The following is a 13,682-nucleotide window of genomic DNA, read 5'->3' on the forward strand; positions in this document are numbered from 1 at the left end:
TGTAGTTCGAGTGCAGTCTTAATAATTTAGCGTTAAATTCTTTGAATTTTGTTAAATCTTTTGTTGATACTGTTCTCTGATGTGCCGTATGCTTGAATCATGTCAGAAATTGCAGAATCTACGAATAGCGATGAGTTTAAAGTTTTACCCACTTCTGAATCGGCTAATTCTTCTGAATCGGCTAATTTGCCGATGTCTATTTCTGCACGATTAGGTAAATTGCAATTCCATCTTTCTGGCAAATTTCGTGTTTTGCAGTTTGCAGATGTTCAGGATGCTCCAAAAATTAGCAAAGATACAATTAGACTTATAGAGTCCGCTTGTGATGCTGTTAAGCCAGATATTGTGATTTTTACGGGTAATCAAATTGCTGGATATGTTAAAGATTTTGCGGATACATTTGTACGCAGACGCTGGTCTTCGGAGGCTTTCGACTCTTCCTCAGGACGATTTTCTGATAATTACTCACCTAAGGATGAGTCGTATGCAGAAAAACTAGATGCAACGCGAAAAAAAGTTATTGAGCACATTAAGCGTATGGTGCAGCCTTTGGAAGATCGTTCAATTCCATGGGCGCTGACTTACGGAAACCATGATTTTCAATGTGGGTTAAGCAATGAAGAATTGGATTCTTTGTATCAAGAGTTTAAGGGTTGCATGAACCGTTCTTCGCAAAACAAGTCGAATAATTATGATTCTTCTAGTTGCAATGTTGCAGCTTTGCAATCCACTAAATGCATATTGCCAAATCAAATTATTTTTCCTTGTGAAGCTGGTACGTTTGCGCTTCCAGTTATGGATGTGAATCAGGAAAATGTTATATTTTCATTAGTTTTGGTTAATTCTGGAGACTATGAGAAGAGTGGAGGTTATGGGAAACCTTCGGATAAGGCACTTGATTTTTTGAGAAATTTGCCAAAGTTATCGCCTCCAAAATTCTGTGTTTTCCAGCATTTTCCTCTTCCTCAATACTATGGTTTAATGCGTGAAGTTTCTAAAGATTATGCGTCTCAGGAACATGCGATCGAGGGGTACAGGCGTTTTGCTGGGAGATATTATGCTTTAGACGATAATCGCGTTTTGCCAGATGGTTATCTTGGAGAAGGTGTGAGTTGCCCAGATAAAGACAGTGGGGAATATGATATTTTGCAAAAGATTGGCACTTTCGCTTTCTGCGCAGGGCATGATCACAGAAACGCGTTTGCTGGACGTTGTAAAGATTCGGATATGCTACTTATGTCTACTGCAACGTGTGGTTTTGGATCTTATGGGCCAGCTGCATCTAAATGTGGTGCAAGACTTATCGAATTTGACATACGTCACCCATACGAGCCTAGAACGCAAATGCTTGAATTTGGTGATTTAGTTGGAAAACCTTCGTCTAAAAAGGCGTATACTTATGGTCTAAACGCGGATTGCGATCACGATTTGCCAGAAGTAGATTTATTGCAAAAACCTTCGCTTTTTGCAAGGCTATTGAGAAGATGGCGGTCTCGCGCAGCAAAGTAGCTTGGTTAATGCTCGAATTGGTATGTGTTATTGGCACGCATGTCGGTATTATAGTGATTAGTTTTAGTTGCAAACGAAAGAGGTAAATGTGTCTGCGCATAATACGGCTGAACAGAACGAAAGTGGCATTGACGCTGCAGACGTTTTGCATGTAGAAGGTGGCAAGCCGCTTAACGGAGCTATTAAAGTTCGTGGTGCAAAAAACTTTGTTAGTAAAGCAATGGTTGCAGCTTTGCTTGCTCCTGGGAAATCCGTGTTAAAGAATGTTCCAGAAATCAGAGATGTTCACGTTGTTTCTGATTTGCTGCGTTTGCATGGAGTAAACGTAGATGTCGATGGTGCTGCAGGCGTTGTTAGTATTGACGCAAGCAATGTTCAGCTTGCTGATGTTGCAGACGTAGATACATTATCAGGATCTTCTAGAATACCGATTCTCTTCTCTGGTCCGCTTCTTCACAGACTTGGTGAGGCTTTTATCCCAGCTTTAGGTGGGTGCAATATTGGAGGGCGTCCAATAGATTTCCATCTTGAAACTTTGCGTAAACTTGGTGCGAATGTAGATAAAGATCATGAGGATGGTATTCATATTACTGCTCCTAACGGTTTGCATGGCACTAAAATTCATCTACCTTATCCATCGGTTGGTGCCACTGAGCAAACTCTTCTTGCAGCCGTGCTTGCAGAAGGTAAAACAGAGCTTTCGGGTGCTGCAATTGAGCCAGAAATTATGGATTTGGTGGCTGTTTTGCAAAAAATGGGCGCTATTATTTCTGTAGACGTTGATCGAACATTTAGGATTGAGGGCGTTGATAAGCTTCAAGGCTATAATCATACGGCTTTAACAGATAGGATTGAGGCGGCATCTTGGGCTTCGGCGGCGCTCGCAACTCATGGTGACGTGTTTATTAAAGGGGCTACTCAGCCAGAGATGATGACCTTCTTAAACGTGTTCCGTAAAGTTGGTGGTCAGTTTGACGTTACGGATAACGGTATTCGATTCTGGCATCCGGGTGGTGATTTGCATCCTGTTGCTATTGAAACCGATGTCCATCCTGGTTTTATGACTGATTGGCAGCAGCCTCTTGTTGTTGCTTTAACTCAAGCTAAAGGTTTGAGTATTGTTCACGAAACTGTTTATGAGAATCGTTTTGGGTTTACAAAACCACTTGTTCAAATGGGCGCTATGATTCAGTTGTATCGCGAGTGCTTAGGTTCTCTTCCTTGCCGATTCCAGCAGCGAAATTACAAGCATTCTGCTGTGATTTTTGGTCCGACGCCTCTTACTGGTCAAGATATTGATGTTCCTGATTTGCGAGGCGGTTTTAGTCATCTTATTGCGGCTCTTGCAGCTAAGGGTCCATCTAACGTTAAGGGTATTTCGCTTATTGACCGTGGTTATGCAGATTTCCGCGGTAAGTTGACTGCTCTTGGCGCGGATATTGATTGAGCAATGTGAGCAATGTGGATAACTTTTCCCTTATTTTTCTAGGGTTTTGATGGCTTTGGTACACATTGTTCTATAAGTATTTTCAATACGCAAATTAGTCTATAAAGTTTGCAGCACAGGATTATTGTCATTTTGATTTTATGAAAGTGCGGCAAATATGGTTTGTGTGGGCGGAAGATATCAGATTCTCGGAAAACTTGGAGCTGGAGGAACATCTACTGTTTATCTTGCGGTAGATAATGTTCTTCATAAGCAGTGGGCTATAAAAGAAACTGCTACTGATTTTGATGACGATAAAAAAGCCTTGATTTTGCAGTCTTTGCGCGCAGAAGTTGAGGTTTTAAATCATTGCAATCATCCTTCTATACCTAGAATTGTTGATTTTTTTGAGGAGAATGGCAGAGCATACGCTGTTCGCGACTATGTTGACGGATTTTCTTTAAAATCAATGATTTTACAAGAAGGTGTTATGAGTCCTGCCGAAGTGTGTAATTTAGGTATACGATTGTGTGGCTTATTGCAATATCTTCATTCACTTAATCCTTCTATTGTTTATTGTGATTTAAAACCATCTAACATTATGCTTGGTGCGGATTCAAAAGTTTATTTAATTGACTTTGGATCTGCATTAGAAATTAAAAATAAAGATGGTGTGTTGGTGCAACCAAGCAGATTTAAACAAGATGCGCGTTTTGCTACTCGTGGATTTGCTGCTCCAGAACTTTTTAAGCCTGAATCCAAAATAGGCGTTTTTACTGATGTGTATTCTCTTGGTGCTACATTGTGGTTTGCTCTTACGGGTAAATGTTTTTCTGATAATAAGACTATAGACTCAGAAAACTCAGAGCATTATGATGCTACAAAGCACTTTACTAATTTCGACTTAGCTGATGGTGGTTTTGCTAACGATCTTCAAGCTGTTTTAATGCGAGCCATGTTAGAAAATCCTTTGGAGCGTTATGCGGATTGTAAAGAATTTGCTCAGTCGCTAGAGGATTGCTTAGAAAATTATTTAGGAGACAATTTAGATTCTGGCGTAGAGGGTATAGAAAATATCAGGTCACGTGTAAATCATTATAAGAATAATCGTCGCGATAGGCGTAAGAGTAGTCGTAGGAGTATGCGTAAAAATACTCATAAAAAGAGTGGTAGGAATAGTTATCGAAATATTGTAATCAAAATTATTTGCTGCATACTGATGGTTGTTGTTGGCTGCTTTTTGATAGGAACATCATTGCATTCTTTAACATCAAATAGTCAAATAAGTAGTCGAAAAAATGATTATGTGCAACTGACTCGTGACAATGATGAAAAAAGAAACAAGAATGCTATAGAGAAAATAAGTGATGTTGAAAAATATAAAAACTACATGAGAACAGCGGCAAAATCAATGGATTCTAAGCAGGTGATTCAAAATGTTAAGCAAGCCATGCGATTGCAAATAAAACTTTTTAATGCCAATATTCAGCCGCTTTCCATTCAACCAATACTCAGACTTTTAGTGCATCAAATTGAAGATTTTCGGTGGACTCTTGATGAAAGAGAAGATTTTACAGCATTGATCAATGAGTATAAAAACATGCTTAAAAAATCTGAAGATTGGTATGAGTTGTGCTTATCCGTGGGCAAAGCATATTGGTACTATAGCGTTGAAAACGGGGAAGAAGTTAGTGATTCAAATAGAAAAACTCGCATAACAGCAGCGTCTGAATGGTTTAAAGAAGCGTTAAAAGGTGTTAAATCAAGAGACTATGAGTTGGCATCAATGTATTATTCGATTGGAAGTGAGTATTTAGGCTTTGCATCTTATGCGGAAGGAAAATACAAGCCGCAAAATGTTGATTATATTACGAAATTGCATAATTTTATTGAAAATGCTAAGAAAAATCAGAACGAGATTGTAAAAATAGATGCGTGTGAACTTGTTTTTAATTCGCTAAAATCGTGGATTAGTTTATTTAAGTCTTATGCTGTTAGTCAAGATAGTATTGAAAATATTTTTGACGACGCGTTAGATTTAGCGCGATCTATAAAGTCGCAAAATAAAAACGTTGACAATAGAGTTAAGCAAATAATGAGCCAAGCAGATCCGTTAATTGATTCAATTGAAAATATATTTGACAATGGCGATATTTGATGTTTAAGGATTCACTAGGTGCGGTGGAGATTCGAGATTTTTTGCAGCGGATGAAGCGAACCTCAGCATGAAATGGTGATTCGCTGAAGAAGCAAGAAAAATCGAGAATCTCGGTGATGAAAGATACGCAAAAGTTTTAGATATTCAGAAGGTTTGATGTATTTCTATACGAGCAATAAAAGAGGAGCGTAGCGACGGGACTTGCGAGGAGAGAAATACTCAAACTTCGCGCAACAGCAAACAAGGAATCGCGCAATAGTAAGTAAGAAAAGAAAAAGCCCACTGCGGTGGAATGAATGCAGTGGGCTTAGTGGAGCTAATGGTAATCGAAACCACGACCTCTTCGATGCGAACGAAGCGCTCTACCAACTGAGCTATAGCCCCATTGTTCTACAACAACTCTGCACACTGTACTACAAGGTGCGTAAAAGTACAATGCTAAACCAGTATGGAGTGTTGCAAAAAACGTTTAAATGTCAATAATAATGCGCCTAATGCTTATTTGTATTTTCATATAGTGCACACATTTAGTATGCATATGTGGAAGCTACATTGCTGTCATAAATCCGCCAAAAATCACCACAAGAATCGCTAAGACTTCAATAGTATAGAACATTATAAATGATGCCCAGCTGCAAGTCAGCACATTTAAGCGTGATGTTTTAGGCACTATTACAAGTAGTCCTACGAATAAAACAGCGTATACAGCAACGCCAAATCCTGCAGATATTATTCCAAGGTTTGCTGCATTAGCTAGTCCAGCTGCAGACCCATAAACGACGTATGTTGAGTACCAAAAGCTTAGTCTTAGCAAGCATAAGCCGCTTATAAATTGTTCAATCGTTAGAAAAATAACGAATAAAAATCTCCACAGCCATTTTTTAGACTCTATTAATGCCATTGCTAGTGTTGTAGCTGTTGCAACGGTTGTAACCCATGCTATAAACACAACGCCTTGTGGTGTTAAACCAGAATAATGTTGAACAACCCATGAAGTGTGTTGTACTGCTAATGTTCTACCTATCCAATATGGAATGACTATTGCTGCTAGAAGCACTGCAAAGTAGAGTATCCAGCGTTTAGGATTAGAGTGACGTTTGGAAATATCTGCTATCGATAGCTCAGATTCCAATTCGTTAGGTGATTCAAGTGTTTTATCTGCGTTAGCATCAGTGTTTGCTTTACGCTGATCCATCTTTTGCCACTCTCCTTTAAACGCGTTAAACACTTTAAAGCTAGATCAAATTTGTAATATCAAATTCTCAATGACTACATTACCAGCAAAATAAAATATACGCGAAAAACGCCTGATTGTCTGTAAAAAATCTCGAATCGTTAGCTTGTTAATCATCTTGTTAATCAGCATGTTTAATCGTTAGTCTGTGTTGCGTGTGCACGGTAAGTGCGCTAGCGTTCTTGGTTTTGTAGTCAAATATCGGTTTTAAGGAAACAAATTCAGGATTCAAATCATAATCTCATAATCTAAAGCGTGCAATATAATTGTTAATCCGCGCAAAATGCGTGCATAAAAAGTGCAACACGGCACTACAAAACAGGATTTTAGGTATTCTTATGGGATTTATTCATTTTATTCTTAATCTTCTTAAAGACCCGCGTTCAGCTATAGCTGGTTGGATTGCTATAGGTACAGCTCCTGCTTTGGGATTGATATTCTTAATCGTTTTTATTGAAACAGGCGTTGTGTTTTTCCCATTTTTGCCTGGAGATTCTTTGCTTTTTGCAGCAGGATTCTTTGCTGCTCCAGATTCGCAAACTGGTAAAAGTTCTCTTCCGCTTATGCTTTTGCTCGCGGTTGTGTGGATAGCACCTATTGTTGGCGACCAGTGCAATTATTTCATCGGACACTTTTTCGGCAGAAGAATTGTTGAATCTGGTAAAGTTAAGGCATTGACTCCAGAACGCGTTGCTAAAACAGAGAAGATGATTGATAAATGGGGTCCTCTTGCTGTGTTTTTAGGTAGGTTTTTCCCGTTTATACGAACTTTTATGCCTTTTATTTCGGGTATTTCTGGAATGCGTTGGACTCGTTTTACTCCTTTCTCGATTCTTGGTGGAGTGGTATGGTCGTCGCTTTTTACAATGCTCGGATATTTCTTCGGCAATATTCCTTTTGTTCAGAAGAATTTTGAGCTTGTTATAGTGGCGATTCTGCTGATTTCTCTTGTACCAACGTTTATTGGACTTTATAAAGCTCATGCTGCTAACAAAGCTAAGAAATGTTTGGAGAAGTAGGGTATTAGTAGAATTACGAGTATTCAATCGAATTAATCTTGTTAACACGTTGTTGTAGAATTAACACTTGGCGTGTAACGCCCGCGGATTGAGAGCGCTGCATCATAAGGTTGCAGCACCGCGCAGTGATATTAAGGAGGACGCCGTGGCATTGACGGCTGAAGATAAGAAGAGCATCATCAACGAATACGCGACACATGAGGGTGACACGGGTTCCCCAGAGGTCCAGGTTGCTTTGTTGAGCAAGCGTATTGCTGACCTTACTGATCACTTGAAGGAGCATAAGCATGATCACCACTCTCGTCGTGGTATGATGCTCATGATTGGTGATCGTCGTCGTCTTCTTGATTATTTGAAGCGTGTAGACATCAACCGTTATCGTTCTTTGATCGATCGACTCGGATTGCGTCGATAAGTCTTTTTTGCCCGGGCATAAGCTCGGGCTTTTATATTTTCATGATGAATATTTTCATTATGTATTTATCGGGTTTATCGGTTTTAGTGGGTTTGAAGTAGAATAGAAAAGCTTGAATTAAATCTATTAGTTTTAAACAGACTTATAGTGTCTAATTTGTAGAGTTATGGAAAAACTATAGAAAATATTGTAGAGACTTATATTTTTGGATTTTAGAATTTAGGATTCATAAGATTTATAACTGAAGATTTAGAAGCATAATTGAATATGGATGATTGAAGTAGCCGAAACAAAAAACACTACGAAAAGAAACATTGGCATATGCAAATTTGCAAATTCGCGTGGATGTTAGAGGTAAACAAATAACAAAAGCGAAGTTGTCAATGTTATTACGCATGTTGGTTGATTAGGTAAGTTAAGAAAAGGAGGAACCCGTGGAGGGTCCCGAAATTAAGGCTGTAGAAGCCGTTATTGATAATGGTTCATTTGGAAAGCGTACGCTACGCTTTGAAACTGGTCGCCTTGCTCAGCAAGCAGACGGTGCTGTTGCCGCATATTTGGATGATGATTCCATGATTTTGTCGACGACGACTGCAGGATCTAGCCCAAAGGAAAATTACGATTTCTTCCCATTAACTGTTGATGTGGAAGAAAAAATGTATGCTGCTGGAAAGATTCCAGGATCTTTCTTCCGCAGAGAAGGACGCCCGTCAAATGAGGCAACACTTGCGTGCCGTATTATTGACCGCCCATTACGCCCATTGTTCCCACACACTTTGCGTAACGAAGTGCAAGTTGTTGAAACAATTTTGGCAATTAATCCAGATGATGCATACGATGTTATTGCTTTGAATGCTGCATCTGCATCTACTATGATTTCTGGATTGCCATTTGAAGGCCCAGTTTCTGGTGTGCGTTTGGCTTTGATTGATGGTCAGTGGGTTGCTTTCCCACGTTGGAGTGAGCGCGAGCGTGCAGTATTTGAGATTGTTGTTGCTGGTCGTGTTATTGAAAATGGCGATGTTGCTATTGCAATGATCGAAGCTGGCGCTGGCAAGAACGCTTGGAATTTGATCTATAACGAGGGTCAAATCAAGCCAGATGAGGAAGTTGTAGCTGGTGGTTTGGAAGCTGCAAAGCCTTTTATTAAGGTTATTTGCGACGCTCAGAATGAGTTGAAGCGTATTGCAGCTAAAGAAACCAAGGAATTCCAGCTGTTCCCAGAATACACTGACGAACTTTATGCAAGAATCGATGAGATTGCTCATGCTGATTTGAACGAGGCTCTTTCTATTGCTGAAAAGCTTCCACGCCAAGACCGTATTGCTGAAATTAAGGAAGGCGTGCGTGCTGCAATCGCAGAAGAGTTTACTGATATGGACGATGAGGAGAAGGAAAAGGAACTTGGTAACGCCTTCAAGGAGTTGCAGCGCCAGATTGTTCGTCGTCGTATTTTAACGGAAGATTACAGAATTGATGGTCGCGGTTTGCGCGATATTCGTACGCTTAGTGCCGAAGTAGATATTGTTCCTCGCGTTCACGGTTCTGCGCTATTCCAGCGTGGTGAAACCCAGATTTTGGGCGTAACTACTTTGAACATGCTTAAGATGGAGCAGCAAGTGGATGCGCTTTCTGGTCCGCAGACTAAGCGCTATATGCACAATTACGAAATGCCTCCATATTCCACTGGTGAAACTGGTCGCGTTGGATCTCCAAAGCGTCGCGAGATTGGTCATGGTGCTTTGGCTGAGAAGGCTTTGGTGCCAGTTTTGCCAAGTCGTGAAGAGTTCCCATACGCTATTCGTCAGGTGTCTGAAGCTATTGGTTCTAACGGTTCCACTTCTATGGGATCTGTTTGCGCGTCTACGCTTTCTTTGCTTGCAGCTGGTGTGCCTTTGAAGGCTCCAGTTGCTGGTATTGCTATGGGCTTGGTTTCGGGAGATGTTGATGGAAAGCATATCTTCAAGACTTTGACCGATATTCTCGGTGCAGAAGATGCTTTCGGAGATATGGACTTCAAGGTTGCTGGTACTTCCGAGTTCATCACTGCTTTGCAGCTTGACACTAAGCTTGATGGCATTCCAGCTGATATTTTGGCTGCCGCTTTGCAGCAGGCTCACGAAGCTCGTGCAACGATTCTTGAAGTTATCAACGAGTGCATTGATTGCCCAGCTGAGATGAGCCCATTTGCTCCACGCATTATCACAACTACGATTCCTGTAGATAAGATTGGTGAAGTAATCGGACCTAAGGGCAAGATGATTAACCAGATTCAAGAAGAAACTGGTGCCGAGATTGCCATTGAAGATGACGGTACTGTTTATATTTCTTCTGAAGGCGGCGAAGCTGCTCAGAAGGCGAAGGAAATCATCGACTCTATTGCAAATCCTCGTATTCCAAAAGCTGGTGAAACTTTCACTGGTAAGGTTGTTAAGACAACAAGCTTTGGTGCTTTCGTAAACTTGACTCCTGGAAGTGACGGATTGCTGCACATTTCTCAGATTCGTAACCTTGCTAATGGCGAGCGCATTGATACTGTTGAAGATGTGCTTAAGGAAGGCGATAACGTAGAAGTAATCGTACAAAGCGTGGATGAGCGCGGTAAGATTTCTTTGGCTATTCCAGGTTTTGAGAATCAGGAATCTTCTGCTCCAGCGCCTCGCGAAAACCGTGGTCGCGCTCCTCGCGAAGATCGTGATGATAGGGATGATCGCAGAAGCGATCGCCGACGCGCTCCACGTGACGATAGGGATGATAGGGGCGATAGGGATGAGCGCCCTCGCCGCCGTAATGTTCGTGATGATCGTGATTCGCGTTATGACGATAGGAATGATCGAAACGATAGAAGCGATCGTTCTGACCGTTATGAGGATCGTTCTTCCAGAAGGGATGATCGCAGGGATAATCGTTACGATAACAACGATTTTGAAGATCGTCCTCGCCGACGCGCTCCACGTGAAGATCGTTATGATGATAGGGATGATCGCAGGGATAATCGCGATGATCGCCATGAAGATAGGTCTGCTCATCGCAATGCCGATCGTCGTGGAAACGACCGTAATCCACGTTACGCAGCTGATGACGATCACTATGATGAGTATCGCGCGTCTCGCGAAGAGCGTTCTGAGCGCCCTCGTCGTAGGATCCGTCGCGATTTTGACCCATTTGACGAGGATTAATCTTAAGTCAAATAGATGAACGCACAAAAGCGTAGTCGCATAAAATAAAAATAATTCTAAATGCCTTCAAGTAGCTTTTGCACTTGGGGGCATTTTAAAACGGCTTAAAATAAGGGAAATACTATTATGGATCGCATTTTAGGGTCATTTAAAACCACTTCTATTGGTTTTGGTGAAATGCCATTGACGATTGAAAACAATCTTGGACACGATATGGGTATCGAAACTATTCATGCAGCTCTTGATGCAGGCTGCACTCATATCGATACAGCATGGGCATACTATTGTTCTGGCGGCGAGGAACAAACTGGAGAAAAGCTTGTTCGCGAAGCTTTAGAAAGTTGGAATGGCGACAAGTCCTCTATTTTAGTTGCAACAAAAGTCGGACACTTCCGCAACTTTACTGACGGACGACCAACATGGGGTAAAGATGGTAAGCCAGAGCATTTGATTGCGCACGCTAAAGAGTCAGCAATGGCTCTTGGCGTAGATACGATTGATTTGCTTTACTTCCACAGGCCAGATCCAGAAGTTCCATACAATGAGTCGATTGAAGCAATGCAACAGCTGCTCGATGAAGGAGTTGCGCGCGAAATTGGCATTTCTAACGCATCTGTTGAGCAGATTGACATTGCGCGCGGAATTCTTGGAGAAAAGCTTGTGGCTGTGCAAAACCAGTATTCTCCAGTGCATTTAGAGAATGAAGACACGTTGCAATATTGCAAGCAGCTTGGAATTGCGTTTGTTTGCTGGAGTCCTCTTGGAGGGTTCCGTCACCCATATGACGAGCATCTTTTTGACCCATTCCGCAAAGTGGCAGATGCTCATAAAGTTAGCTATCAGCAGGTTGTTTTGGCTTGGGAGCTTGCTAAGGGAAATAACGTTTTTGTTATTCCAGGCGCTCATAGACCAGCTACAATATTGGATAGTCTAAAAGCTGCGGATTTGCAGTTAAGCGATGAAGAATTAGCTTATTTGGGCTAACTTTTACGGCAAATAACTTGTTACAGCAAATAAAACAAAACGAAAGCGAATAATATGCAGGAAACTAGCGTAGCAGGAATGCCACTTGCTCATGAAGACGAGCATGGGTTGCCAATTCCAGTGACAATTCCAGTGCCATTGGGATCGCACGCTCACGCCGTTTTTACAACACGATTAGGTGGCATTTCCGAAGGTGATTTTGCGTCGCTTAACCTAGGTGGCAAAGCTGGCGACGATGCTAAAGCTGTGTTTAGCAACCGTTGTGCTTTGCAAAATACTCTTAAAGCCGACTTGTGTCTTGTTAGCCAAGTGCATGGAAATAGCGTATTTGATGCAGATTCAATAGTTGATTCGTGGAACACTCAGTACGGTTTCGATGCAACAGGTTTTGCAGATTCAAAAGTGCGAATTGAGGCTGATGCGCAAGTTTCAACAGCATGCTCACTCGCTTTAGGAATGTTTGCTGCAGATTGCCTACCAGTTTTACTTGCCGATAGTGAATCTGGAGTAATAGCTGCAGCGCATTGCGGACGAAAAGGCTTAATGGCTGGAGTACTTGATTCTACTATTGAAGCAATGTGTGAAAAAGGAGCCGAACGCTCGAATATAACAGCCGTTCTTGGACCCTGCATTTGTGGCGATTGCTACGAAGTTGGCGAAGAAATAGCTAGCGACTTTGAACGCAGATATCCACAGACTGCAACGCAAACGCGTTTTGGTGGAGTGGGAATTGATATTGCTGAAGCTGCCCGCATTGATTTAGCGCTGGCAGGAGTTGCAAACGTTGTTGACGCTTTACCGCGAGTTACAGCTGCAACTCAATATTTGGCAGAAGACGAAGAATTGAGTACAGTTTGCGATGTTGATTGCGAAGGTGGAACGCTGAAAAGTCGCCTTCAGGCGTTGCAAAACCAAATGTGCACGTTGGAAAATCCACTCTGGTATTCTCATAGACGCGCAGGTCTTGCTGGAAAATCACATGAAGGACGATTGCTTGCGCTTATAGTCAAAGATAAGTAAAAAGCAAAGCTATTCGTAGAAAGCTATTGTTATGAAGCAAATTAACGTAGTTATTTCAGGATTTGGACCATATGTTGATCTTAGCGTAAACCCGTCTTACGAAGTGCCATTGGCTTTAGAACAATATTCAAGTCAGGAGCTTGATCTTCCAGAAGATGTTAGAGTAAATATCAAGTCTGTAATGCTGCCGATTAGCTTTGCAAACGCATGGCCTCAGCTTTTAGAAATGATTAATGCGCAAGATGCGGATATTGTAATAGCAACAGGGGTAAAACATACTGCTCGCGGAGTGCAATTAGAACGGTGCGCCACAAATATTATGGATGCAACTAAACCAGACGTAGATAACCACACTCCACAAAGTGTACAAATTGTTGAAAATGGACCATCTGCATATTGGACTAGGTTGCCATTGCGAATGATTCTGAACGATTTTGCTCACGATGCAATAGCGTCAACACTAAGTTCGGATGCAGGAACATACGTTTGCAACTCACTGTTTTATAGGCTATTAAATTGGGCGTCCAATAATTCTAAAAAGCAGATAATCGCAGGATTTGTAAGTTTTCCTCCAGTAGTTGCAACTCATGATGCTAGGCATGGGCTGCCGTTAGATTCGCAAATAAAAGCTGGTCAAAACATAATTCGTGAAGCCGTAAAATACTATATGAAACCTTCATCTTTAAGCATATTGCTCGAGTAGTTCGCTCGACACGCCCGAGTGTTTTTGCGTCTAAA

The 13,682-nt window shown here is 41.4% G+C and carries 10 protein-coding genes and 1 tRNA gene; 9 read left to right on the plus strand and 2 right to left on the minus strand.

Going from position 1 to position 13,682, the window contains the following annotated elements; translation table 11 throughout:
* The first annotated feature begins 99 nt into the window (after nucleotides 1-99).
* The 3 genes from HXT25_RS04020 to HXT25_RS04030 all read left to right on the plus strand — a co-directional run bounded on the left by HXT25_RS04020 (nucleotide 100) and on the right by HXT25_RS04030 (nucleotide 5,093).
* Nucleotides 100-1,509, plus strand: a complete 1,410-nt coding sequence (locus tag HXT25_RS04020) for a metallophosphoesterase (RefSeq protein WP_422118702.1) — start codon at nucleotides 100-102, stop codon at nucleotides 1,507-1,509.
* An 88-nt stretch (nucleotides 1,510-1,597) separates the two neighbouring features.
* Nucleotides 1,598-2,956 (plus strand): UDP-N-acetylglucosamine 1-carboxyvinyltransferase, encoded by a 1,359-nt coding sequence (gene murA / locus HXT25_RS04025; protein WP_004111949.1) that lies wholly within the window; start codon nucleotides 1,598-1,600, stop codon nucleotides 2,954-2,956.
* Between the two features lie 157 nt (nucleotides 2,957-3,113).
* On the plus strand, nucleotides 3,114-5,093 hold the full coding sequence (locus tag HXT25_RS04030; RefSeq protein ID WP_422118703.1) for a serine/threonine protein kinase: 1,980 nt from the start codon (nucleotides 3,114-3,116) through the stop codon (nucleotides 5,091-5,093).
* Nucleotides 5,094-5,404: 311 nt separating this feature from the next.
* On the opposite strand, the gene HXT25_RS04035 is transcribed toward HXT25_RS04030, so the two are convergent.
* Nucleotides 5,405-5,477 (minus strand) — tRNA-Ala (locus HXT25_RS04035).
* Between the two features lie 163 nt (nucleotides 5,478-5,640).
* Entirely contained in the window at nucleotides 5,641-6,288 is a 648-nt protein-coding gene (locus tag HXT25_RS04040) for a hypothetical protein (RefSeq protein WP_004111953.1), read from the minus strand.
* A gap of 377 nt (nucleotides 6,289-6,665) precedes the next feature.
* On the opposite strand from HXT25_RS04040, the gene HXT25_RS04045 reads away from it, so the two are divergent.
* From HXT25_RS04045 to HXT25_RS04070, 6 genes are all read left to right on the plus strand, one after another.
* Nucleotides 6,666-7,346: a DedA family protein gene (locus HXT25_RS04045; RefSeq protein WP_009994439.1), complete on the plus strand. Its 681-nt coding sequence runs from the start codon at nucleotides 6,666-6,668 to the stop codon at nucleotides 7,344-7,346.
* A 145-nt stretch (nucleotides 7,347-7,491) separates the two neighbouring features.
* Nucleotides 7,492-7,761: a 30S ribosomal protein S15 gene (gene rpsO / locus HXT25_RS04050; RefSeq protein WP_004111957.1), complete on the plus strand. Its 270-nt coding sequence runs from the start codon at nucleotides 7,492-7,494 to the stop codon at nucleotides 7,759-7,761.
* Between the two features lie 434 nt (nucleotides 7,762-8,195).
* The gene (locus HXT25_RS04055) at nucleotides 8,196-10,940 is read left to right on the plus strand and encodes a polyribonucleotide nucleotidyltransferase (RefSeq protein WP_004115946.1); all 2,745 of its coding nucleotides are present in this window, start codon (nucleotides 8,196-8,198) and stop codon (nucleotides 10,938-10,940) included.
* A gap of 126 nt (nucleotides 10,941-11,066) precedes the next feature.
* Entirely contained in the window at nucleotides 11,067-11,924 is an 858-nt protein-coding gene (locus HXT25_RS04060; RefSeq protein WP_004115945.1) for an aldo/keto reductase, read from the plus strand.
* Nucleotides 11,925-11,978: 54 nt separating this feature from the next.
* Nucleotides 11,979-12,944, plus strand: coding sequence for a polyphenol oxidase family protein (locus tag HXT25_RS04065; protein ID WP_422118704.1), 966 nt, complete (start codon nucleotides 11,979-11,981; stop codon nucleotides 12,942-12,944).
* 31 nt (nucleotides 12,945-12,975) lie between these two features.
* The gene (locus HXT25_RS04070; protein ID WP_004121367.1) at nucleotides 12,976-13,647 is read left to right on the plus strand and encodes a pyroglutamyl-peptidase I; all 672 of its coding nucleotides are present in this window, start codon (nucleotides 12,976-12,978) and stop codon (nucleotides 13,645-13,647) included.
* Nucleotides 13,648-13,682: the final 35 nt, after the last annotated feature.

The organism is Gardnerella sp. DNF00476 (assembly GCF_049262735.1).
In the GTDB taxonomy this organism is placed as follows: Bacteria; Actinomycetota; Actinomycetes; order Actinomycetales; family Bifidobacteriaceae; genus Bifidobacterium; species Bifidobacterium vaginale.